The following is a 23,398-nucleotide window of genomic DNA, read 5'->3' as shown; positions in this document are numbered from 1 at the left end:
CCCGCCTGGTTGGCGCCCTCCGGGCGAACGGCGCGACGTTCCGGACACTCCCTGGCGCCCCGCCGCGCCGGGGGCCTCGCTTGTGCGGCGCCCCCACCGGGCTGATTCTGAAGGGATGGAACGTCCCTGGCCTGCACCGGAGACCCCGTCAGGCGCCGCGTCCACGCGAACCGCCTGGTCCGCGCCCGCGATGTCGGCGGACCCGCGCGGCTCCGCCGACATCGCGGGCGCGGCCACCGTCGTCCTCGACGCCCGGGACACCGTCATCGGATGGAGCCCCGCCGCCGGGGAACTCCTCGGCCTGCCCGCCGCCGAGGTCGTGGGACGCCCGGTCTCCGCCGTCCTCGACCTGCCGCCGGACGCCGGGCCCGGCCGCCGCACCGGGACCGCCCGGCACCGGGACGGCCGGCCGGTGGAGGTGGTCGTCACCGACTGCCCGCTCCCCGGCGGCGGCGCGGCGGCCCGCATCCTCGTCGTCGAGGAACTCCGCCGCAGCCGGGAGGCGGACGCCCGGCTGGCCATGCTCCAGGGCCTCGCCACCCGCTCCCCGCTGGGCCTCGCCGTCTACGACACCGACCTGCGCCTCGTCTGGGCGAACACGGCCCACGACCACGAGGTCGGCCGCCCCCTCGCCGAGTACCGCGGCCGGCCCGCCGAGGAGCTGTACCCGGACGGCGTCTTCCTCGGCACCGGCCCGCGGACCCTCGGCGAGGTCATGCGCCGGGTCATCGACACCGGCGAGGTCTTCCTCGACCTGCACTTCCTCGGCCGCCAGCCCAGCGACCCGGACACCTTCCACCTGTGGTCCTGCTCCTACTACCGCCTCCAGGACGCCGAGGGGCGGGTCCTCGGCGTCTGCGAGGACGCCTTCGACATCACCGACCGCCACGAGGCCCAGCAGGGCCTCGCCCTCCTCGCCGAGGCGGGCCGCCGCCTCGGCGCCACCCTGGACGTCGCCGCCACCGCACGGGCCGTCGCGGACGTGGCCGTGCCCCGCTTCGCCTCCCGGGTGACCGTCGACGTGCCCCGGGTGGTGCTGGAGGGCGGCGCCCCCGACCACGGCCCCGCCACCGCCTGGGTGCGCGTCGCCTCCCTCTCCCACGCGCCCGCCCTGCCGGACCCGGTCCCGGAGGGCGCGCCGGTCGTCCACGGACCCGGCTCCCCGCAGCTGCGCAGCCTCGCCTCCGGTGGCCGGGTGAACGCCGAGGACACCCTCGTCGTCCCGCTGCGCACCGGCGGCGCCGTCCTCGGCCTGGTCACCTTCGTCCGCACCGGCAGCAGGCGCTTCTTCGACGGGGACGCCCTCGCGCTCGCCGACGAACTCGCGGCCCGCGCGGCCCTCGGTATCGACAACGCCCGCCGCTTCACCGCCGAGAGCGCCGCCGCCCTCGCCCTCCAGCGCCAGCTGCTGCCCCAGCACGTGCCCCCGCAGTCCGCCGTCGAGATCGCGCACCGCTACCTCCCCGCCGACGACATCACCGGCGTCGGCGGCGACTGGTTCGACGTCATCCCGCTCTCCGGCGCCCGGGTCGGCCTGGTCGTCGGCGACGTCGTCGGCCACGGTCTCCAGGCCGCCGCCACCATGGGCCGCCTGCGCACCACCGTCGAGGCGCTCGCCACCCTCGACATGGCCCCCGACGAACTGCTGACCCGGCTCGACGACCTGCTCAGCCGCGTCCCGGCCGAGGACCCCGGCGGCGGCGCACAGCGCGCATACGCCCAGACGGACGTCACCACCGGCGCCACCTGCCTCTACGCCGTCTACGACCCCGTCTCCCGGCGCTGCACCATGGCCCGCGCGGGCCATCTGCCGCCGGTGATCGTGCACCCGGACGGCTCCTACCTCTTCCCCGACCTGCCCGCGGGCCCGCCGCTCGGGCTCGGCGGACTGCCCTTCGAGTCGGCCTCCTTCGACGTCCCCGTCGGCAGCCTCCTCGCCCTGTTCACCGACGGTCTGGTGGAGGCCCGGGACCGCGACATCGAGGTCGGGCTCGACACCCTCGGCCGGGTCCTCGGCGCCGGCCCCGCGCCCCTGGAGACCCTGTGCGACCGGGTACTCGCCGCACTCCGCCCCGGCGGCACCGGCGCCGACGACACCGCGCTGCTCCTGGTGCGCACCCGGGAGCTGGAGGCCCGCCGGGTCGTCGCCTGGGACCTGCCGGCCGAACCGGAGGCCGCGGGCCGCGCCCGGGAACTCGTCACCGGCCAGCTCGGCCGCTGGGACCTCGACGAACTCGCCTTCACCTCCCAGCTCGTCGTCAGCGAACTGGTCACCAACGCGGTCCGCTATGCCGAGGGCCCGCTGCAACTGCGCCTCATCCGCGACCAGGCGCTGCTCTGCGAGGTCGCCGACACCGGGCACACCTCACCGCATCTGCGGCACAGCTCGGTCGACGACGAGGGAGGCCGGGGGCTGTTCATCGTCGCCCAGCTGGTGCAGCGCTGGGGCACCCGCTACACCCCGTCCGGCAAGACCATCTGGACCGAGCAGGCGTTCCCGGCGGACCGCAGCCCGGTCTGACCGGAGCCCGGTCTGACCGGGGCCTGGTCCTGGTCGCGCTCCGGCCGGGGCGCCGGGCCTCAGGGCACCCGCGCCGTCCGCCCGGCCTCCCCGCCGCCGGCGGCCACCGTCCGCCCACCCGGCGCCGTGTCCTCGGGCAGCCGCAGGGTGAAGGTGAGTACCAGGGCGACCAGATAGAGCGCGGCGAACGCCAGCGTCATGCCGGCCACCCCTGTCAGCGGCAGCAGCAGACTGGCCAGCGCCGGGCCCACGAACGCGGCCCCGCCCGCCCCCAGGTTGAGCAGGGCCACCGCCCCGCCCTTGTTCTCCGGCGCCATCGACGGCACCAGCGCCGAGATCGGCACGAACCCCGCGAGGGCCGCCCCGTAGAGCATCCCCGCGACGACCGCCGCCCAGTAGTGGTCCGGGCCGAGCCAGGCGGGCACGAAGTACAGCAGGCAGAAGGTCACCGAGCAGCCGAAGGCCCCGAACCAGGCGATCGTGGTGCGCCAGCCGATCCGGTCGGAGAGCGCCCCGAAGAGGAGGTTGAACGCGATGTTGGTGCCGAACACGATCGCGAGGAGGCGCAGCCAGCGGCCGTCGCCGAAGCCGATGCCGTCGGCGAACACCCGCGGCAGATAGACCAGCATCCCGAACATCGGCGCGGTGTTGATCACCCGCACCAGACAGCCGACCAGCACCCGCGGGTGGGTCCAGGCCACCGAGACACTGGTGCGCAGGCTCGCCCGGGCCGTCACCCCGGGCGGTGCCAGCCGGTCGCCGCCGGCCCGCCCGCGCGCACCCACCAGGGCGAGCAGGGTGCCCGCCACGACCAGCACCAGCGCCGACCAGAGGGTGGCCCGCTCACCGGCGGCCGGGATGCCCGCACTGGCCCAGAGCGAGCCGAGCGTCGGCAGGCCGCCGGTGAACGCGAAGTAGAACCAGCCGACCGCCGCGCCGAGGTGCCGCCGGGGCGCCGCCGCGGTGATCCAGACCAGGAAACCGAAGGCGAACAGCGGATAGCCGAAGCCACGCAGACCGTAGAGCACCACCATCAGCGGATAGTTCTCGGTCCCCAGCGCGGCGAGCAGGAACAGCGCGTGGAACACGGCCCAGACCGCGCCGCCCGCCCACATCACCCGGCGCGGCCCCCAGATCTCGGCCAGCGCCCCGGACAGCCAGGACCCGAGCATCACCGCGACGCCGTAGGCGGTGATCACATAGCCCGCCCGCACATCGGTCCCGGCGCCGTGGTCGGCCATGTAGGGGGCGAGGAAGCCGATCTCCACCCCGTCGCCGATCATGAACAGCAGCACACCGAGATAGCCCGGGAGCAGCTTCCTCGGCATCCCCCACAGTTCGGCCCCGCGTCCGCCGCCGGGCGCGGGGCCGGTGTCCGGCCCGTGCGCCCCGCCCGGCCGCACCGGCTGTCCAGGTCGTTCTGCCGGCAAGGCGGCCTCCGGTGTGCTGGCGGGCCCGGGGCCCGGTCCGTCTCCGTGTCGCGGGCCCGCGCCGGGCCCGGGGAATCAGGGGTGCGCGGGGGTCCGCTCGCGCGAGGCGCGCACCCGGTCGCCCAGTTCGACGAGGATCCGCGGCGGGCAGGACTCGGCCAGCAGCGGGAAGAGATGCTGCTCCCGGGCCGACACCAGCCGGCCCGTGGACGCCCGCAGGGTCGCGAGCAGGGCCGGGAAGCGGCCGTCCCCGGGCGGGCACGCCTCCAGCTCCCGCAGCAGGCGCTCGGCCTCCGCCCGGTCGGCGATCTCCTGGTCGGCCATGTCGTCGCCGTCGTCCACGAAGCGCCGGACCGCGGGGAAGAGGTACTCCTCCTCCGTCACCGCGTGCCGGACCAGCTTGCCCGTGAGCCGGTCGGCGAGGGGGCGCAGCTCCGGATCGTCCGGGGTGAGGCCCGCGACCCGGGCGAAGAGGTCCTCGATCTCTCTGAGGTCGGCCGACAGCTCGTCGATGACGTTGCCACCGTGGCCCATGGAGATGCTCCTTCTGTGTGTCACGACCGCCCGTCCGCCGCGCACAGGCCGGACCGGGCGCAGGAAAACGCCTGGTCCATGCCTGCCACGGCGACGACCCGCGTTCACCTCGCACGGCCGCTGCCACCCGAACAGGCTGGTCTCAGTCCGGGAGGACACGCCCCCGCCAGGCGCCCGTCTCGCCGCCCCGGCCCTCGATGTACTCCTTGAAGCGCCGCATGTCGCCCTTGACCCGCCGGTCCAGGACCCCGGCCGCCGTCGCCGCCGTCTCGGCGACCCCGGTCGGCTCCACGTCCATGACGAGGTCCACCCGGGTGTGCTCCGCGTCCACGGCCCGGAAGCGCACCATGCCCATCTGCCTGACGTCCCCGCCCGTGGTGCGCCAGACGATCCGCTCGTCCGGGAGCTGGTCGACGATCTCGGTCTCGAACTCCCGCCGTACGCCGCCGACGCGGGCGACCCAGCGGCTGTGCACGTCGTCGAGCTGCCGGACCTCCTCCACGCCCTCCATGAAGCGCGGGAACTCCTCGAACTGCGTCCACTGGTTGTAGGCGGTGCGCAGCGGGACGGCGACCTCCACCGACTCCTTCACCGTGCTCATCACTGCCTCCTCTCCATGGCCCTCGGCGCGGCGGACCGCCCACCGCGCGGGGGCTCGACGCCCGCCTACCCGGCCCCCGCCGGTTGATGACCCCGGCGCCTGCCCCGGCGCGTACACGGCCCGGTGGCCCGGTGGCCCGGCGTGCATCCGGCCCAAGCCGGTCCCGTTCGGGTGACGCCCCCGGCGAGCGTCACGGTCTCGCGGTGGCGTGCCGCCACCATCGCGGGGGTCGGCCGGCGCACGATCCGGCCCGTGAGCGGCCGGACTTCGGAGGGCCCATGCGGATCCTGCTCGTCGCCAGTGCCAACAACAGCCTCACCCAGCGCGTCGACGCCGAGCTGCGCGACCGCGGCCACGAGACCGCCCTCGCCGAGGTCGCCGACGGCGACGACATCGTCCGGGCGGTCGAGGAGCACCGGCCCGGCCTCGTGCTCGCGCCCATGCTGCGGACCGCGATCCCGCGCGAGGTCTGGTCCCGCCACCTGTGCCTCGTGGTGCACCCGGGCCCGCCCGGCGACCGCGGCCCCTCCAGCCTGGACCGGGCGATCCTCGACGGGGCGGGGGAGTGGGGCGTCACCGTCCTGGAGGCGGTGGCGGAGATGGACGCGGGCGACGTCTGGGCGTCCGCCGCCTGCCCCCTGCCGCCGCTGGGCAAGAGCGACCTCTACCGGGGAGAGGTCTCCGACGCGGCCGTGGAGGCCGTCCTCCTCGCCGTGGAGCGCGCCGCCTCCGGCACCCACCGGCCGCTCCCGCAGGACGCGCCCGGCGGCCGGACGCCCGGCACCGGGACCCGCCCCTACCTCACCCAGCGGGAGCGCGCCCTCGACTGGACGAAGGACACCACCGAGACCGTCCTGCGCGGTCTGCGGGCCGCGGACTCGCAGCCCGGCGTGCTGGACCGCCTCCTCGGCGGCGACTGGTACCTGCACGGCGGGCATCCGGAGGACACTCTGCGCGGCACCCCCGGCGCACTGATCGCCACCCGCGCCGGCGCGGTCTGCCGGGCCACCGCCGACGGCGCCGTGTGGATCCCCGAGCTGCGCCCCCGGCGCACCCCGGGCGGCCCGGCCGCGTTCAAGCTCCCCGCCGCCCTCGCCCTGTCCCGCGCCGGGGTCCTCCCGGACCTGCCCGAGGTCCCCGCACCGCCCCAGGACCCGGGCCTGCCCGAGCCGGGGCGCACCTGGCGGGACATCGCGTACCACGAGGAGGGGACGGTCGGCCGGCTGTCGTTCTCCTTCCCCGGCGGCGCGATGAGCACCGGGCAGTGCCGCCGCCTGCTGGACGCCTACCGCGCCGCCTGCGAGCGCCCCACCTCCGTCCTGGTCCTCGGCGGCGCGCGGGACTTCTTCTCCAACGGCATCCACCTGGGCGTGATCGAGGCCGCCGACGACCCGGGCGCGGAGTCGATCGCCAACCTGGAGGCCATGAACGACCTGGTGGAGGCGGTGCTGACCACCACCGACCGGCTGACGGTCGCCGCCGTCGGCGGCAACGCGGCCGCCGGGGGCGTGATGCTGGCCCTGGCCGCCGACGAGGTCTGGTGCCGCTCCGGCTCCGTGCTCAACCCCCACTACCGGCGGATGGGCCTCTACGGCTCCGAGTACTGGACGTACTCGCTGCCCCGCCGGGCAGGTGCCGAGCAGGCCCGGCGGCTCACCGAGGAGGCCCTGCCGGTGACCGCCCGCACCGCCCTGCGGCTCGGACTGGTGGACCGGATCGCCGATGTCACCCCGGCGGAGTTCACCGGCAGCGTCACCCGTTCGGCCGCGCGGCTCGCCGCGTTCCCGGCGACCGGGCGGCGCATCGCCGCCAAGAAGGCGGCCCTGGACGCGCGGGCCGCCTTCGTCCGCAAGGAGCGGCCCCCGGCCGGTCTGGTGGCGGCGGGGGTGGACCGCTGTTAGCAAGAGAGATGACCAGTCGCAGGAGGGGGGTGCCGTCACAGCCGCGCCAGGAGGCGTCCCATGAACGCTGCAACCCCGACCACCGCCGAGGGCCAGTCCCCGGGTGCGTCCGCCGAGGAACAGGCCCCGATCCACATCCTCTGGATCAACGCAGGGCTGAGCTGCGACGGTGACTCCGTCGCCCTGACGGCCGCGATGCAGCCCAGCATCGAGGAGATCGTCCTCGGGGCGCTGCCCGGCCTGCCGAAGATCCAGGTCCACTGGCCCCTGATCGACTACGAGTGCGGGCCCGTGCAGGGCGCGGACACGTTCATCGAGTGGTTCTTCAAGGGGGAGCGGGGCGAGATCGACCCCTTCGTCCTCGTCGTCGAGGGCTCCATCCCCAACGAGTCCATCAAGCCCGAGGGCTACTGGTGCGGTTTCGGCGACGACCCGGAGACCGGCCAGCCCATCACCACCAGCGAGTGGATCGACCGGCTCGCGCCCAAGGCCCTCGCCGTGGTCGCCATCGGCACCTGCGCCACCTACGGCGGCATCCACGCCATGTCGGGCAACCCGACCGGCGCCATGGGCGTGCCCGACTACCTCGGCTGGGACTGGAAGTCCAAGGCCGGCATCCCCATCGTGTGTGTGCCCGGCTGCCCCATCCAGCCCGACAACTTCTCCGAGACCCTGACCTACCTGCTCTACCAGGCGACCGGCGCCGCGCCGATGATCCCGCTGGACGACAAGCTGCGGCCCACCTGGCTGTTCGGCGCCACCGTCCACGAGGGCTGCGACCGCGGCGGCTACTACGAGCAGGGCCAGTTCGCGCACAGCTACGACTCCCCGCTCTGCCTGGTCAAGCTCGGCTGCTGGGGCCCGGTCGTGAAGTGCAACGTCCCCAAGCGGGGCTGGATGAACGGCATCGGCGGCTGCCCCAACGTCGGCGGCATCTGCATCGCCTGCACCATGCCGGGCTTCCCGGACAAGTTCATGCCGTTCATGGACGAACCCCCCGGAGGCAAGGTCTCCAGCACCGCCAGCGGCGCCTACGGCGCGGTCATCCGGCGGCTGCGGTCCCTCACGGGGAAGACCGTGGACCAGGAGCCCAAGTGGCGCCACACCGGCGAGCGGCTGACCACCGGCTACCGGCCGCCGTGGTGACCGTCCGCTGAAGCACGAAGCAGGAACCACGAGCCACACCCCCCACCCGTCACACCTGACGACCCGTCACACCCGACGAAGGGCACAGCGCACCATGGGACCGACGACCAAGGCTGCCGGCGACAAGAGCGGCCTCGTGGAGATGTCCTGGGATCCGATCACCCGGATCGTGGGAAGTCTCGGCATCCACACGAAGATCGACTTCAAGCAGAAGCGGGTCGCCGAGTGCTACAGCACGTCGTCGGTCTTCCGCGGCTACAGCGTGTTCATGCGCGGCAAGGACCCGCGCGACGCCCACTTCATCACCAGCCGCATCTGCGGCATCTGCGGCGACAACCACGCCACCTGCTCGGTGTACGCGCAGAACATGGCCTACGGCGTGAAGCCCCCGCACCTGGGCGAGTGGGTCATCAACCTCGGTGAGTCCGCCGAGTACATGTTCGACCACAACATCTTCCAGGAGAACCTGGTGGGGGTCGACTACTGCGAGCGGATGGTCCGCGAGACCAACCCCGGCGTCCTCGAACTCGCCGAGCGCACCGAGGCCCCGCACGCCGCCGAGCACGGCTACCGCACCATCGCCGACATCATGCGCTCCCTCAACCCCCTGGAGGGCGAGTTCTACCGCGAGGCCCTCCAGGTCAGCCGCTACACCCGGGAGATGTTCTGCCTGATGGAGGGCCGCCATGTGCACCCCTCCACGCTCTACCCGGGCGGCGTCGGCACGGTCGCCTCCGTGCAGCTCTTCACCGACTACATGAGCCGGCTGATGCGGTACGTCGAGTTCATGAAGCGCGTCGTCCCCCTCCACGACGACCTCTTCGACTTCTTCTACGAGGCCCTGCCCGGCTACGAGGAGGTCGGCCGCCGGCGGGTGCTCCTCGGCTGCTGGGGCGCCCTCAACGACCCCGAGTACTGCGACTTCACCTACGCCAACATGACCGACTGGGGCCGGCGGATGTTCGTCACCCCGGGCGTCGTCGTGGACGGCAAGCTGGTCACCAACGACCTCACCGAGATCAACCTCGGCATCCGCATCCTGCTCGGCTCCTCCTACTACGAGGACTGGGCCGGCCAGGAGCAGTTCGTCACCCACGACCCGCTCGGCAACCCCGTCGACCCGCGCCACCCGTGGAACCAGCACACCATCCCGGCCCCGCAGAAGCGGGACTTCCAGGACAAGTACAGCTGGGTGATGTCCCCGCGCTGGTTCGACGGCAAGGACTACCTGCCCCTGGACACCGGCGGCGGCCCCCTCGCCCGCCTCTGGTCCACCGCCCTGTCCGGCCTGGTGGACGTCGGCTACGTCAAGGCCACCGGCCACAGCGTCGTCATCAACCTGCCCCGGACCATGACCAAGCCGGAGACCACCTTCGAGTGGAAGATCCCGCAGTGGTCCAACGCCCTCGAACGCAACCGCGCCCGGACCTACTTCCAGGCGTACGCGGCCGCCATCGCGCTGCACTGCGCCGAGAAGGGCCTGGAGGAGGTCCGCGCCGGACGCACCCAGACCTGGGAGAAGTTCGAGGTCCCGGACGAGTCCATCGGCTGCGGCTTCACCGAGGCCGTCCGCGGCGTCCTCTCCCACCACATGGTCATCCGCGACGGGAAGATCGCCAACTACCACCCGTACCCGCCGACCCCGTGGAACGCCAGCACCCGCGACACCTACGGCACCCCCGGCCCCTACGAGGACGCTGTGCAGAACACGCCCATCTTCGAGGAGAACACCCCGGAGAACTTCAAGGGCATCGACATCATGCGGGCCGTGCGCAGCTTCGACCCCTGTCTGCCGTGCGGTGTGCACATGTACGTCGGCGGCGGGAAGACCGTCAAGACCATGCACGTCCCCACCGGCCTGAGCGGGCTGGGCGGATGAGCGCCGCCACCGGCACCCGGCCGGCCGCCGCACCCACCGCCGAGGAGGCCGGCCGCCGGGTCGAGGAGATCCTCCAGCACCTCGCCGACTCCGGCGACGAGCCCGCCCGGGAGGCCGCCGAGGAACTGGTCCGCGTCCTGATGGACTTCTACGGCGCCGGCCTCGCCCGCGCCGTCGACCTCCTCGGCCGGGCCGCCCCCCGGAACGGCGCCGGCCCGCTGGAGCCCCTGCTCGGCGACGAACTGGTCGCGAGCCTCCTCGTCCTGCACGACCTCCACCCCGAGGACACCGAGGCCCGCATCGCCCGCGCCCTGGCCACCGTCGCCGGCGGCGGCCTGGAGCACGCCGGCTACGACGAGCGCACCGGTGTGCTGCGGCTGCGCCCGGCCGCCGCCTCGGGCTGCGGCTGCGGCTCCACGGCCGACGCCGCCCGGCAGGCCGCGATCGAGGCGCTCTGCTCCTTCGCCCCCGAGGTGACCGACGTCGACCTCCTCCCCGAGGCGCCCCGCGAACCCGCCCTGCTCCAGATCGGGACCCGCCCCGGCGGGGCCCCGGGCCCGGCGCGGTGAGCGCGCCCCACGCCGCTCCGGCGGCCCGCGCGGCTGCTGCCCGCCAGCCGCGCGGGCTCCGGCGGTTCACCACCCCCCGCCCGCCCCGCGCCGAGGTCTGCGAACTGTGCGGGGTCCCCGTCGCCTCCGAGCACCGCCACCTCGTCGACACCGAACGCCGCTCCCTCGCCTGCGCCTGCCCGGCCTGCGCCCAGGTGATGGCCCGGCCCGGCGCCACCGGCGGCGGCCGGTTCCGGGCCGTGCCCGACCGCGTCCTCACCGACCCGGACCACCGCTTCGACGACGGCCTGTGGAACCTCCTCGCCATCCCCGTCAGCGTCGCCTTCTTCTTCCACAACACGGCGCTCGACCGGCTGGTGGCCCTCTACCCCAGCCCTGCCGGGGCCACCGAACGCGAACTGGAGCCCCGGGAACGGGAGACCGTCCTGGACGCCACCGCCCTCGCCGGTGAACTCGCCCCCGACACCGAGGCCCTCCTGGTGCGCCGCACCGGCGAGCTGACCGAGTGCCACCTCGTGCCCGTGGACCGCTGCTACGCCCTGGTGGGCCGGATGCGGCTGCTCTGGCACGGCTTCGACGGCGGGGCCGAGGCCCGCGCCGACCTCGACGCCTTCTTCGACGACGTACGCCGCAAGGCCCGTACCACCGGGGCGGACTCCTCATGACCGAACTGACCTTCCACTGCACCGGCGTCCGCGCCGACCGCTACGCCGCCGGGCCCACGCTCGTCTTCCGGCTGCGCGTCACCACCCCCGACCCCACCCCCGTCCACGCGCTGGCGCTGCGCTGCCAGATCCGGATCGAGCCCGCCCGCCGCTCCTACGCGCCCGGCGAGACCGAGCCGCTCACCGACCTGTTCGGGGAACGCTCGCGCTGGGGCAGCACCCTGCACCCCGTGCAGTTCGCCCAGGTCCCGCTGATGGTGCCCGGCTTCACCGGGGAGACCGAGACCGACCTCGTCGTCCCCTGCACCTACGACATGGACATCGCCGCCACCCGCTACCTGGACGCCCTGGAGGGCGGCGAGGTGCCGCTGCTGATGCTGTTCTCCGGCACGGCGTTCACCGGCGACGCGGGCTTCCGGGTGGAACCGGTGCCCTGGGACCGCGAGGCGGAGTTCCGGCTCCCGGTCGCCACCTGGCGGGAGATGATCGCCCAGCACTTCCCCGGCTGCGGCTGGATCCGGCTGCCCTCCGACGTCATGGACGCCCTGCGCGCCCATCGCTCCCGCCGCGCCCTGCCCTCCTGGGAGGCGACCGTGCGCGAACTCCTCGCCACGGCAGCCGAGTTCGGGCCGGACGCCGGGCCGCGCCCCGGACCGGCGGACGCCCTGCGGGCCGCCGCCGGAGCCGGAGCGGGACGGCAGGAGAGGACCACGGCCCGATGACCACCACCGCCCCTTTCCCCGCGTCCACCGAGGCCCGGCTCGCCTACGCCCGCCAGGTCGCCGACGCCGTCCTCTTCGAGGGCTACGTCCTCTACCCCTACCGGGCCTCCGCCGCCAAGAACCGCCTCCGCTGGCAGTTCGGCGTCCTCGTGCCGCCCGCCTGGGCCGCGGCCGGCGACGAGCACGACTTCCAGCACACCGAGATCCTGATGGAACGCCGCACCGGCGCCGAACTCGCCGTCCAGGTGCGCTTTCTGCACGCCCAGCGCCGCACGGTGGAACGGGCCCGCCCGGACGGCACCTTCGAACCCGTCGCCGAACTCCACCTGGACGACCGGGTGCTCACCGCCTGGGACGAGGGCGTCGAGGAGCACACCGACCTCACCGTGCCCACCGCGGACCTCACCCCCGAGGGCACCGACGTCCCCTTCACCCGCCCCGCGCACGAGGAGACCGAGACCGTCCGGGACGCCGACGGCACCGTCGTCGGCCGCCTCGTCCGCCGCCGGGAGGCGATCAGCGGGCGGCTGCGGCTGAGCGCCGAGGAACTCCCGGGCCCCTACCGGGCGTTCAAGCTCACCGCCCTCGTCGAGAACACCAGCGCCTGGCGGCCGGAACCCGGCGCCGCCCGGGACGCCGCGCTCCCGCACTCCCTGATCGCCACCCATGTGCTCCTCCAGCTCAGCGGCGGAGCCTTCCTCTCCCTGACCGACCCGCCGCAGTGGGCGGCCGGTGCCGTCGCCGGCTGCCGCAATCTGCACACCTGGCCGGTCCTCGCCGGTGAACCGGGCCGCGCCGACCTGGTCCTCTCCTCGCCGATCATCCTGGACGACCACCCGGCCATCGCCCCCGAGAGCCTCGGAACCCTCTACGACGCCACCGAGATCGACGAGATCCTCGCCCTGCGTACCGCCGCCCTCACCGACCAGGAGAAGCGCGAGGCCCGGGGCACCGACGCCCGCGCGGCGGCCGTCATCGACCTCGCCGACTCCATGCCGCCGGAGGTCCTGGACCGGCTGCACGGCGCCATCCGCTCCCTGGACGCCGTCACCACGGGGGCGCCGGGCGCCGGCCCCGACCCGTTCACCGCCACGGACCGGGACCCCTTCGAGGACCACGGCACCGCCCGGCCCGACACCCCGTGGTGGGACCCGGGCGGGGACACCGGTGTCGACCCGGAGCGCGACGAGATCCTCGTCGACGGCCGCCCCGTGCGGGCCGGCAGCCGGGTGGTCCTGCGGCCCGGCAAACGCCGCACCGACGCCCAGGACCTGTTCCTGCACGGCCGCACCGCCCAGGTGGAGGCCGTCCTCCACGACGTCGACGGGGGAGTGCACCTCGCCGTCACCGTGGACGGCGACCCCGGCGCCGACATCCGCCGCGAGCAGGGCCGCTACCTCTACTTCCAGCCCGACGAGGTCCGCCACCCGGAGGAGACGACGTGAGCACCCCCGCCCCCGGGGCCGGCGCGCCCCGGACCCTCGTCGCCGGGATCGGGAACATCTTCCTCGGCGACGACGGCTTCGGCGTCGAGACCGTGCGGCGGCTCGCCGCCGGGCCGCTGCCCGCCCACGTCGAGGCCGTCGACATCGGCGTCCGCGGCGTCCATCTCGCCTATCAGCTCCTCGACGGCTACGACACGGTCGTCCTGGTGGACGCCACCGCACGCGGCGGCGCACCCGGCACGCTCTATCTGATCGAGGACGCCACCGTGGACGCGGCGGCCCAGGAGGCCGTCGTCGACGGCCACCGCATGTCGCCCGACGCGGTCCTCGCCCTGCTCGGCGCCCTGTGCGCCGGAACCGGCGGCACCCCGCCGCGCCGGATCCTCGTCGTCGGCTGCGAACCCGCCTGCCTGGAGGAGGGGATCGGCCTCTCGGACCCCGTCCGGGACGCCGTGCCGGAGGCCCTACGGACCCTGCGCGACCTCGTCACCGCACCCGCCCCCGACCCGCAGCCCGCCCCCTGAAGGAGGACACCGTGAACCGAAGCGCCATCGCAGGGACGGCCGTCGCCGCCGTCGTCGCCGCCCTGATCGCCGTCAACCTGCCCGACATCAGGCGCTACTTGCGCATCAGGAGCATGTGAGCGCGGTACCGCCCCGCCCGCTGCTCCGATCGGGCCAACCGCCGTCCGGCGCCGGTGCGCCGGGCGGCACGGAGGGGGCCGCGCCCCTTGAATGGGGCGCGCCCGCCGGGCGCCGGCCGACGCGATCCGCCCACCGACAGGACTGAGCACGATGCACGAGATGTCCCTTGCGCTCGCGGTCGTCGACCAGGTGGAGGAGGCCGCGCGCGAGCGCGGGGCCGGGTCCGTCGCCTCCGTCCGGCTGAGCGTCGGTGAACTCGCCGGCGTCGTCCCCCAAGCCCTCGCCTTCTGCTTCGAACTCGCCTGCGCCGGAACCCTGCTGGAGGGCGCGGAGCTGACCGCCGAGACGGTCCCGGCGCGTGCGCACTGCGTTCCCTGCGACCGTGAGTGGGCCGTCGGGATGCCCCCGGACCTGTGCTGCCCCGGGTGCGGGACACCGGCCCAGGACCTGCTGTCCGGCCGGGAACTGCGGATCGCCGAGGTCCACTGGGGCGACCCGGCCGACCCGGCCGACCCGCCCGGCACCCCGGGTTCCGCTGCCGACTCCCACCACCCCGTCCTTGAGGAGAGCTGACCCATGTGCCGTGCGCTCGACCTGCAGACCTCGGTGCTCGCGAAGAACGACGCGACCGCGCGGACCCTGCGCGCCGGCCTCGCCGCCCGCGGCACCACGGTCGTCAACCTGCTGTCCAGCCCGGGCAGCGGGAAGACCGCCCTGCTGGAGACGGAACTGCGCACGGCCCGCGAACGGGGTGTGCCCGTCGCCGCTCTCACCGCCGACCTGGCCACCGAGAACGACGCCGAGCGGCTCGCCCGCTCGGGGGTGCCGGTCAAGCAGATCCACACCGACGGGCTGTGCCACCTGGAGGCCGGGATGCTCGGCGGCCATCTGGTCGGCTGGCTGCCGGGGGACACCCGGCTGCTGTTCGTCGAGAACGTCGGCAACCTGGTCTGCCCGGCCTCCTACGACCTGGGCGAGTCGCTGCGGGTGGTCCTCGCCTCGGTCACCGAGGGGGAGGACAAGCCGCTGAAGTACCCCACGGCGTTCGGGCTGGCGAACCTGGTGCTGGTGACCAAGACGGACATCGCGGAGGCGGTCGACTTCGACGAGGACGCCTTCCGGGCGCATGTGCGGCGGGTCAACCCGGGCGTGGAGATCGTCCTCACCTCGGCCCGCACCGGTCTCGGCGCGGGCGCCCTGCTGGACCGCGCGCTCGCCGCGGCGGCGGGGGAGCCGGTCCACGTCCCGGTGATGGCCCGGCAGCACGACGGGCACGCGCACGGCCACGACGGCCACGGGCACGAGCACGGCGGCCACGGGCACGGCCACGACGGCCACGCGCACGGCCACGACGGCCACGGCCACGAGCACGGCGGGCATGACCACGGTCACGACCACACGCATCCGCATCCGCATCCGCATCCGCACGTCCACGCCGACGCCCCCGCGCACTCCCAGCTGCACGCGTGACCGCCCCCTCCGCCCCTTCCGCCGCCTCCGTCCCCGGGGCCGCCGAGCGCCGCCGGGTCGTCGTACGCGGCGTCGTCCAGGGCGTCGGCTTCCGCCCGTTCGTCCACGGCCTGGCGACCGGGCTGGGCCTCGCCGGGCATGTCACCAACACCGGGGACGGCGTCCTCGCCGAGGTCGAGGGCGCCCCGGACGCCGTGGCCCGCTTCTGCGAGCGGCTCGCCGCCGACGCGCCCCCGCTCGCCGTCGTGGAGTCGGTGCGGCACGAACCCCTTGCGGCCACCGGCGGCGCCGGGTTCGCGATCGTCGCCTCCCGCGGCGGCGGACCCGTCCGCACCCTCGTGCCCCCGGACACCGCCACCTGCGCCGACTGCCTCGCCGAGCTGGCCGACCCCGCCGACCGGCGGTACCGGCACCCCTTCATCACCTGCACCCACTGCGGACCCCGGTTCACCATCGTCACCGGCCTCCCGTACGACCGCGCGCACACCACCATGGCCCGGTTCCCGCTGTGCGCCGACTGCGCCCGGGAGTACACCGACCCCGCCGACCGCCGCTTCCACGCGCAGCCGGTCTCCTGCCACGCCTGCGGCCCCCGGCTGCGCCTGGTCACGCGATCCGGCGGGGAGGCGCCCGCGGAGGACCCGGTCGCCGCCGCCCGGAAGCTGCTCGCCGCCGGAGCCGTCCTCGCGGTGAAGGGCCTCGGGGGCTACCACCTGGCCTGCGACGCGACCGACCCCGCCGCCGTCGAGACCCTGCGCCGCCGCAAGAACCGCGGCGACAAGCCCTTCGCCCTGATGGCCCGCGACCTCGGCGACCTCACGGGCCTGGTCCGCGCCGACGAGCCGGAACGGGCCGCGCTCACCGGCCCCGACCGGCCGATCGTCCTGCTGCGCCGCCTGCCCGGGCCCGCCGGCACCGGGCCGCGCCCGGCGGACGGCGTCGCCCCCGGCAGCCCCGACCTCGGCGTGCTGCTGCCCTACACCCCCGTGCACCACCTCCTCCTCGGCCTGCCCGGCGACGCACCCGGACCCCGGCTGCTGGTCATGACCAGCGGCAACCTGGCCGGGGAGCCGATCGTCACCGACGACGAGGACGCCCTCGCCCGCCTCGGCGGTCTGGCCGACGCCTGGCTGCTGCACGACCGGCCGATCCACGTCCCCTGCGACGACTCCGTGGTCCGGGTCCTGGACGGCGAGCCGCTGATCCTGCGGCGTTCCCGAGGCCACGCGCCCCTGCCGCTCACCCTGCCCGTGCGCGTCCCGCCCACCCTCGCCGTCGGCGGCGACCTGAAGAACGCCTTCTGCCTCGGCTCCGGGGACAAGGCGTGGCTCTCGGCCCATATCGGCGACATGGACGACCTCGCCACCCAGCGCGCCTTCGAACGGGCCGAGGAGCAGCTGGAGTCGGTCACCGGCACCCGGCCCGAACACCTCGCGGCCGACCTCCACCCCGGTTACCGCTCCACCCGCTGGGCCGCCCGCCGCGCCGCCGGCCGGCCGGTCACCGGCGTCCAGCACCACCACGCGCACATCGCCTCCGCGATGGCCGAACACGGGCTCGGCCCGGCCGCCCGGGTCATCGGGGTCGCCTTCGACGGCACCGGCCACGGACCCGACGGCGCCGTGTGGGGCGGCGAGTTCCTTCTCGCCGGCTACGCCGGCTTCACCCGCTTCGCCCATCTCGCCTACACCCCGCTCCCCGGCGGCGACGCCGCCGTACGGCTGCCGTACCGGACGGCCCTGTCCCATCTGCGCACCGCCGGGCTCGCCCGGGAGACCTGGCTGCCGTGCACGGAAGCCTGTCCTCCTGCTGAACTCGACCTGCTGGAACAGCAGTTGGCGCGCGGAGTGCACTGCGTCCCCACCTCCAGCATGGGCCGCCTCTTCGACGCCGTCTCCTCCCTCGCCGGGGTGTGCCACCGCTCCGGGTACGAGGCCCAGGCGGCGGTCGAACTGGAGGCGGCGGCGGTACGCGCACTGCGCGACGGCCGGGCACCGCAGGCGGACGGCTACACCTTCCGGCTCACCCCGCAGGGCGCGGCGGCCGGGGCCGCGTACGCCGCAGACCCCGCTCCGCTGCTCGCCGCCGTGGTGCGCGACCTGCGCGCCGGGACCGGGCCCGGGCCGATCGCCGCGCGCTTCCACGCGGCCGTCGCCGACCTGGTGCACGGGGTGTGCGCGGCGGCCCGGGCCGAACACGGCCTCACCGACGTGGCCCTGAGCGGCGGCGTCTTCGCCAACACCCTGCTGTCGTCCGCCTGCGCCGCACGCCTCGCGGACGACGGCTTCACGGTGCTCCGGCACCGGCGCATCCCCCCGAACGACGGCGGGCTGGCACTCGGCCAGCTCGTCGTGGCCGCCTGCCGGGGCCCCGCCGCCGGCTGACGGCCACCCCGCGCCGGACGCGGGACACCCCGCACGGCCGGGGACGGGACCTTCACGCAGGACGGGACACGACACAGCGCGAGAGCGAGGAGACGCACATGTGCCTGGCGGTACCCGGCAGAGTGCTGGGCATCGAGGAACGGGACGGCACCAGGATGGCCACCGTCGACTTCGGCGGAGTGGTCAAGGAGGTGTGCCTGGAGTACCTGCCGGACCTCCGGGTCGGCGAGTACGCCATCGTCCATGTGGGCTTCGCCCTCCAGCGTCTGGACGAGGAGTCGGCGCGCCAGACCCTCGCCCTGTTCGAGAACCTCGGGCTGCTCCAGGAGGAGTTCGGCGACCCGTGGGAGGCGGCCGAGGCAGAGGCGGCCCTCATGGACGACGACACGCGGGCGGCGGACGCGCCCGCCGGCGGCGAGGGGAAGGCGGACCGGTGAAGTACATCGACGAGTTCCAGGACCCCGCGCTCGCCCGGCGGCTGCTCGACGACATCGCGGCCACCGTCACCCGCCCCTGGGCCCTGATGGAGGTCTGCGGCGGGCAGACCCATACGATCATCCGCCACGGCATCGACCAACTCCTGCCCGAAGGCGTCGAGTTGATCCACGGCCCCGGCTGCCCGGTCTGCGTCACCCCGCTGGAGGTCATCGACAAGGCACTGGAGATCGCCTCCCGCCCCGATGTGATCTTCTGCTCCTTCGGCGACATGCTCCGCGTCCCCGGCACCGGCCGCGACCTCTTCCAGGTACGCGGCGCGGGCGGGGACGTCCGCGTCGTCTACTCGCCGCTGGACGCCCTGCGGATCGCCCGGCAGAACCCGGACCGGGAGGTCGTGTTCTTCGGCATCGGCTTCGAGACCACCGCGCCGCCGAACGCCATGACGGTGTACCAGGCGAAGAAGCTCGGCATCCGCAACTTCAGCCTGCTGGTCTCGCACGTCCGGGTCCCCCCGGCCATCGAGGCGATCATGCAGTCCCCGTCCTGCCGGGTGCAGGCCTTCCTCGCCGCCGGGCATGTGTGCAGCGTCATGGGCACCGACGAGTACCCGGAGCTCGCCGACCGGTTCGGCGTCCCCATCGTGGTCACCGGCTTCGAACCGCTGGACATCCTGGAGGGCGTCCGCCGGACCGTCCGCCAGCTGGAGCGCGGGGAGCACACCGTGGAGAACGCCTACCCGCGTGCCGTGCGCGCCGAGGGCAACCCGGACGCCCGCACGATGCTGGCGGACGTCTTCGAGGTGACCGACCGCGCCTGGCGCGGTATCGGCACCATCCCCGCGAGCGGCTGGCGGCTCTCGGAGCGCTACCGGGAGTACGACGCCGAGCACCGCTTCTCCGTCACCGGCATCGACACCCGGGAGCCCGCCGCCTGCCGCAGCGGCGAGGTCCTCCAGGGGCACCTCAAGCCGCACGAGTGCGAGGTGTTCGGCACCGCCTGCACCCCGCGCACCCCGCTCGGCGCCACCATGGTCTCCAGCGAGGGAGCCTGCGCGGCCTACTACCTCTACCGGCGGCTCGACCTCACGCCGCGCACCGCACCCCGCCAGGAGGCACCCGTTGTCTGAGACCACGACCGGGACCACGACGACCACGGCACGGGCGGGGGGCGACGAGGGCGACGGGTCCGCCGGCGCCCCGGACATGCTCGCCTGGACCTGTCCCGCCCCGCTGCGGGACCAGCCCCGCGTGGTCATGGGGCACGGCGGCGGCGGCGCGATGTCCGCCGAACTGGTGGAGCACGTCTTCGCGCCCGCGTTCGGCGGCCCGCACCTCGCCGGGCTCGGGGACAGCGCCACCATCGAACTCGGCGGCGCGCGCCTGGCGTTCTCCACCGACTCCTTCGTGGTCCGGCCGCTGTTCTTCCCCGGCGGCAGCATCGGCGACCTGGCCGTCAACGGCACGGTCAACGACCTGGCGATGAGCGGCGCGCGGCCCGCGTTCCTGTCCTGCGGCTTCATCCTGGAGGAGGGCGTCGAGATGCCCGTCGTCGCCCGGGTCGCCGAGTCGCTGGGCGCGGCGGCCCGGGCGGCGGGCGTCGAGGTGGTCACCGGGGACACCAAGGTGGTCGAGTCCGGGCACGGCGACGGCGTCTACATCAACACCTCGGGCGTCGGCCTGGTCCCGGCCGGTGTCGACCTGCGGCCGCAGCGGGTCGTGCCGGGCGATGTGGTCATCGTCAGCGGGCCGGTCGGCGCGCACGGCATCGCCATCCTCAGCGTCCGCGAGGGCCTGGAGTTCGGCGTGGGCATCGAGAGCGACTGCGCGGCCCTCGGCGGTCTGGTGGAGGCGATGCTGGCCGTCACCCCGGACCTGCATGTGCTGCGCGACCCCACCCGGGGCGGGCTGGCGGCGGCCCTGAACGAGATCGCGGCCGCATCCGGCACCGGCGTCGTCATCGAGGAGCGGGCCGTCCCCGTCCCCGCAGCGGTGGCCAACGCCTGCGGCTTCCTGGGGCTGGACCCGCTGCTGGTGGCCAACGAGGGCAAGCTCGTCGCCTTCGTGCCGCGCGAGCACGCCGACGCGGTGCTGGCGGCCATGCGGGCCCATCCGCTGGGCGCGGAGGCGGCCGTCATCGGCGAGACCGTCGCCGACCACCCGGGCATGGTGGTGGCCCGCACCGGCCTCGGCGGTACGCGCGTGGTCGACCTGCCGCTGGGCGAGCAGCTGCCGCGCATCTGCTGACGCGGGCGGGCCCGGGACCCGGGGGACCGGGCCCGCCCCCGTGCGCGGAACTTGCGTCGATCATGCGTCGTACGCTGAAGGCATGGCCTCCGACACGGACGCGGACGACGCGCTGTCGCTCAGCACGGGCGCCGTCGCGCGGCGGCTCGGTGTCGCCGCGACCACCCTGCGGTCCTGGGAGCGGCGCTACGGCATCGGGCCCGCCGTCCGGGAGGACGGGCGGCACCGGCGCTGGACGCGCGGCGACATCGCCCTCGTCGAGGAGATGTGCCGGCTGACCGGTCAGGGCGTACCGCCCGCCGAGGCCGCGCGCGCCGCGCAGCGCGCCGCGCCCGCCCCCGACGCCCGCGCCCCCGATGTCCCGGACGGCCGACCGCGCGGCGGCCCGGGCGGCCGGACCGCGCTGCCCCTCGGGGACGTCCGCCAGGAGTGCCGGGGCCTCGCCCGGGCGGCCGTGCGGCTCGACGCGCCCGCCATGGAGGAGCTGCTGGAGGCCGTCATCGCCGAGCACGGCGTGGTCACCGCCTGGGAGGAGGTCCTCGCCCCCACCCTGCACGCCGTCGGCCGCAAGTGGGCCACCGCCGGGGAGCGGTACGTGGAGGTCGAGCACCTGCTGTCCTGGCATGTCTCCAGCGCCATCCGCCGTGCCCACACCGTCCGCGGCGCCCAGCCCCTGCCGCCCGCGCTGCTCGCCTGCGTCCCGGGGGAGGAGCACAGCCTGCCCATGGAGGCCCTCGCCGCCGCCCTCGGCGAACGCGGCCTGCCCGCCCGGATGTTCGGCGCCGCGCTGCCGGCGGAGGCGCTGTTCGAGGCGGTGCGCAGGTCGGGCCCGTCCGCGGTGGTGCTGTGGGCGCAGTCCCGTTCCACCGCGGACCGGGCCCTCGTCCAGTGGATCGCCGGTATGGAGTGGGGGGTGCGCGGCGCCCGGGAGAGCCCCGCCCTGCTGCTCGCCGGGCCCGGCTGGGCCGGGATGGGCGCGGTCCCCGGGACCGGGCGGCTCCAGGGGCTGCGTTCGGCGCTGGACGTGATCGAGGAACTGATGCGGGCCTGAGCGGAGCGCGCCACCGTGCACGGTGGGGTGCCGCACAGCGACCCTCCGTCGTATTCGGGGTGAATCATCAGGAAATGTCCGTCCGGGGAATCCGCGGGGCGGGCAGCCGCCGAACACCCACCGACGGGCCACTTCCGCGGGCCCGCCACCTCCATCCCGGAAGGGCGGATCCATGAACACCAACCACCCCCGCCGCGCCGCCGTGGCCGCGGGCATCGGCGCGCTGATCCTGCCGGTCACCCTGGCGGTCGCCGCACCCGCACAGGCCGACGTACGCGCCGAGCCGGTCGGACCCGCCTGCGCGTCGCTGCCCCAGCAGGGCGAGGGCAGCGCCCAGGGCATGGCCGACGACCCGGTCGCCACCGCCGCGTCCAACAACCCGGAGCTGTCGACCCTGGTCTCCGCGATCCAGGAAGCCGACCTGGCCGACACCTTGAACAACGCCGAGAACATCACGGTGTTCGCGCCGACCAACGACGCCTTCGAGAAGATCCCCAAGGCCGACCTGGACGCCCTGCTGGCCGACAAGGAACAGCTCACCCAGGTGCTGACCTACCACGTCGTGGGCGAGAAGGTCGCCCCGGACCAGCTCGCCGACGGCACCTTCGAGACCCTGGAGGGCGCCGACCTGACCACCGACGAGACGGACGGCACGTACACCGTGAACGACTCCGCGAAGGTCGTCTGCGGCGATGTGATGACCGAGAACGCCACCGTGCATCTCATCGACACCGTGCTGATGCCGCCGGCGTCGTCGCCGTCACCGTCCTGACCGGCCCCACCGGGCCGCGAGCCGCCTCCTGCGGCGCCGTGCGGCGTACGGGACCGCTCCCGTACGCCGCACGGCCGTGCCCGGACGCGAACGCGGACGTACCACCCGTTCGCGGACCGGCCGGTGCATCCGGGGCCGCCGCCGACGGCGAACCGGAAGCATGAAACTGCGCGACGAACTCCCCCTGGACCACCACCTCGCGACCGTCTACCGGTACGGGGCCGCGTTCTGCGGCCTCGTCCTGCTGGTCTTCGGCTGCCTCGGCTTCGCGGACGCCCTCACTCCGTTCAGCACCTCCGGCGACACGATCGCCGGGATGACGACGAACGTGGCCCTGAGCGTCATCTCCACCGTCGTCGGCCTCGCCCTGATCGCGGGCGCCGTGGTGGGCGGGAACTTCGCCTCCACGCTCAACATGACCGTGGGCGGCCTGTTCCTGCTGAGCGGCTTCTACCACGTCTTCGCCCTCGACCGGTCCGCCAACTTCCTGGACTTCGGCATGACCAACGTGATCTTCAGCTTTGTGATGGGGCTGGTGATCGCGACCTTCGGCATGTACGGGCGGGTGTCGAGCAAGCTCTCGCACGACAACCCGTACTGGCAGCGCCGCCACCCCCGGCAGGCCGCCGAGGAACGGGCGCGCGCCCGTGCGCGGGCGGCGGGCCGGGGGGTGGGCCCCGCCCCCGCCCTGCCGGGCGGCGCACCGGACGGCGGAGCGCTGCGGCGCGGCGACGCCTGACGGGTCCGGGCGGGCGCGTCCGGTGCGCCCGTCCCCGGGTGGGCCCTTCCCGGCGCGGCGGGTCCGGTGCGCGGGCCCCGCGGTGTTCCCGGGCGCCGTGGGTCCGGTGGGCGTTGCCCGGGGACGCCGGCCCGTGGCGGGCACCGGAACGGCCGCACCCGCGGCGAGGTCACGGTGTGTCACCCCGGCCCCGCGCCCCGGGTGTGGTCGAGTGGGCCGCGGCCCGCAGCCCGCGCACCCGCCC

The 23,398-nt window shown here is 74.8% G+C and carries 21 protein-coding genes; 18 read left to right on the top strand and 3 right to left on the bottom strand.

Annotated elements, in window-relative coordinates; all coding sequences use genetic code 11:
• Positions 1-190: 190 nt before the first annotated feature.
• Complete coding sequence (locus ABZ457_RS06490) at positions 191-2,521, top strand: SpoIIE family protein phosphatase (RefSeq protein WP_359154681.1); 2,331 nt, start codon at positions 191-193, stop codon at positions 2,519-2,521.
• A 59-nt stretch (positions 2,522-2,580) separates the two neighbouring features.
• Here the strand turns inward: ABZ457_RS06490 and ABZ457_RS06485 are convergent, their stop codons facing one another.
• The 3 genes from ABZ457_RS06485 to ABZ457_RS06475 form a co-directional block, all read right to left on the bottom strand.
• Entirely contained in the window at positions 2,581-3,849 is a 1,269-nt protein-coding gene (locus tag ABZ457_RS06485) for an MFS transporter (RefSeq protein ID WP_359154528.1), read from the bottom strand.
• Between the two features lie 177 nt (positions 3,850-4,026).
• Positions 4,027-4,485, bottom strand: a complete 459-nt coding sequence (locus ABZ457_RS06480; RefSeq protein ID WP_359154526.1) for a hemerythrin domain-containing protein — start codon at positions 4,483-4,485, stop codon at positions 4,027-4,029.
• Between the two features lie 142 nt (positions 4,486-4,627).
• On the bottom strand, positions 4,628-5,086 hold the full coding sequence (locus tag ABZ457_RS06475) for an SRPBCC family protein (protein ID WP_359154524.1): 459 nt from the start codon (positions 5,084-5,086) through the stop codon (positions 4,628-4,630).
• Positions 5,087-5,364: 278 nt separating this feature from the next.
• Here ABZ457_RS06475 and ABZ457_RS06470 point away from each other — a divergent pair, with 278 nt between their 5' ends.
• The 17 genes from ABZ457_RS06470 (at position 5,365) to ABZ457_RS06390 (ending at position 23,154) form a co-directional block, all read left to right on the top strand.
• A complete protein-coding gene (locus ABZ457_RS06470) occupies positions 5,365-6,987 on the top strand; it encodes a hydrogenase maturation protein (RefSeq protein ID WP_359154522.1) in 1,623 nt (540 codons plus the stop codon).
• 60 nt (positions 6,988-7,047) lie between these two features.
• Positions 7,048-8,133, top strand: coding sequence for a hydrogenase expression protein HypE (locus tag ABZ457_RS06465; protein ID WP_359154520.1), 1,086 nt, complete (start codon positions 7,048-7,050; stop codon positions 8,131-8,133).
• A gap of 94 nt (positions 8,134-8,227) precedes the next feature.
• Positions 8,228-10,012: a nickel-dependent hydrogenase large subunit gene (locus ABZ457_RS06460; protein WP_359154518.1), complete on the top strand. Its 1,785-nt coding sequence runs from the start codon at positions 8,228-8,230 to the stop codon at positions 10,010-10,012.
• Entirely contained in the window at positions 10,009-10,581 is a 573-nt protein-coding gene (locus ABZ457_RS06455) for a hypothetical protein (protein ID WP_359154516.1), read from the top strand. Before ABZ457_RS06460 ends, ABZ457_RS06455 begins: the two co-directional genes overlap by 4 nt.
• Complete coding sequence (locus tag ABZ457_RS06450) at positions 10,578-11,246, top strand: DUF5947 family protein (RefSeq protein ID WP_359154514.1); 669 nt, start codon at positions 10,578-10,580, stop codon at positions 11,244-11,246. Before ABZ457_RS06455 ends, ABZ457_RS06450 begins: the two co-directional genes overlap by 4 nt.
• Positions 11,243-11,968 (top strand): DUF6084 family protein, encoded by a 726-nt coding sequence (locus tag ABZ457_RS06445; RefSeq protein WP_359154512.1) that lies wholly within the window; start codon positions 11,243-11,245, stop codon positions 11,966-11,968. Before ABZ457_RS06450 ends, ABZ457_RS06445 begins: the two co-directional genes overlap by 4 nt.
• A complete protein-coding gene (locus tag ABZ457_RS06440) occupies positions 11,965-13,413 on the top strand; it encodes a hypothetical protein (RefSeq protein WP_359154510.1) in 1,449 nt (482 codons plus the stop codon). Before ABZ457_RS06445 ends, ABZ457_RS06440 begins: the two co-directional genes overlap by 4 nt.
• Positions 13,410-13,937 carry a hydrogenase maturation protease gene (locus ABZ457_RS06435; RefSeq protein ID WP_359154508.1) on the top strand — a complete coding sequence of 176 codons (528 nt, stop codon included), beginning with the start codon at positions 13,410-13,412 and terminating at the stop codon, positions 13,935-13,937. Before ABZ457_RS06440 ends, ABZ457_RS06435 begins: the two co-directional genes overlap by 4 nt.
• A 270-nt stretch (positions 13,938-14,207) precedes the next feature.
• Positions 14,208-14,630, top strand: coding sequence for a hydrogenase maturation nickel metallochaperone HypA (gene hypA / locus ABZ457_RS06430; protein ID WP_359154505.1), 423 nt, complete (start codon positions 14,208-14,210; stop codon positions 14,628-14,630).
• A 3-nt stretch (positions 14,631-14,633) separates the two neighbouring features.
• The gene (gene hypB, locus ABZ457_RS06425; RefSeq protein ID WP_359154503.1) at positions 14,634-15,527 is read left to right on the top strand and encodes a hydrogenase nickel incorporation protein HypB; all 894 of its coding nucleotides are present in this window, start codon (positions 14,634-14,636) and stop codon (positions 15,525-15,527) included.
• Positions 15,524-17,911, top strand: a complete 2,388-nt coding sequence (gene hypF, locus ABZ457_RS06420) for a carbamoyltransferase HypF (protein ID WP_359154501.1) — start codon at positions 15,524-15,526, stop codon at positions 17,909-17,911. Before hypB ends, hypF begins: the two co-directional genes overlap by 4 nt.
• Positions 17,912-18,009: 98 nt before the next feature.
• Positions 18,010-18,348 carry a HypC/HybG/HupF family hydrogenase formation chaperone gene (locus ABZ457_RS06415; protein WP_359154499.1) on the top strand — a complete coding sequence of 113 codons (339 nt, stop codon included), beginning with the start codon at positions 18,010-18,012 and terminating at the stop codon, positions 18,346-18,348.
• Positions 18,345-19,475 carry a hydrogenase formation protein HypD gene (gene hypD / locus ABZ457_RS06410; RefSeq protein WP_359154497.1) on the top strand — a complete coding sequence of 377 codons (1,131 nt, stop codon included), beginning with the start codon at positions 18,345-18,347 and terminating at the stop codon, positions 19,473-19,475. Before ABZ457_RS06415 ends, hypD begins: the two co-directional genes overlap by 4 nt.
• A gap of 76 nt (positions 19,476-19,551) precedes the next feature.
• A complete protein-coding gene (hypE, locus tag ABZ457_RS06405; RefSeq protein ID WP_359154679.1) occupies positions 19,552-20,592 on the top strand; it encodes a hydrogenase expression/formation protein HypE in 1,041 nt (346 codons plus the stop codon).
• 82 nt (positions 20,593-20,674) lie between these two features.
• On the top strand, positions 20,675-21,643 hold the full coding sequence (locus ABZ457_RS06400; RefSeq protein WP_359154495.1) for a MerR family transcriptional regulator: 969 nt from the start codon (positions 20,675-20,677) through the stop codon (positions 21,641-21,643).
• A 172-nt stretch (positions 21,644-21,815) separates the two neighbouring features.
• Positions 21,816-22,415, top strand: a complete 600-nt coding sequence (locus ABZ457_RS06395) for a fasciclin domain-containing protein (RefSeq protein ID WP_359154493.1) — start codon at positions 21,816-21,818, stop codon at positions 22,413-22,415.
• 160 nt (positions 22,416-22,575) lie between these two features.
• Positions 22,576-23,154 (top strand): DUF4383 domain-containing protein, encoded by a 579-nt coding sequence (locus ABZ457_RS06390; protein ID WP_359154491.1) that lies wholly within the window; start codon positions 22,576-22,578, stop codon positions 23,152-23,154.
• Positions 23,155-23,398 lie beyond the last annotated feature (244 nt).

The sequence above is a fragment of the Streptomyces sp. NPDC005805 genome (assembly GCF_040630445.1).
Lineage (GTDB): Bacteria > Actinomycetota > Actinomycetes > Streptomycetales > Streptomycetaceae > Streptomyces.
The sequence above is the reverse complement of the archived record's forward strand: the minus strand, read 5'-3'. Positions and strand labels throughout refer to the sequence as shown.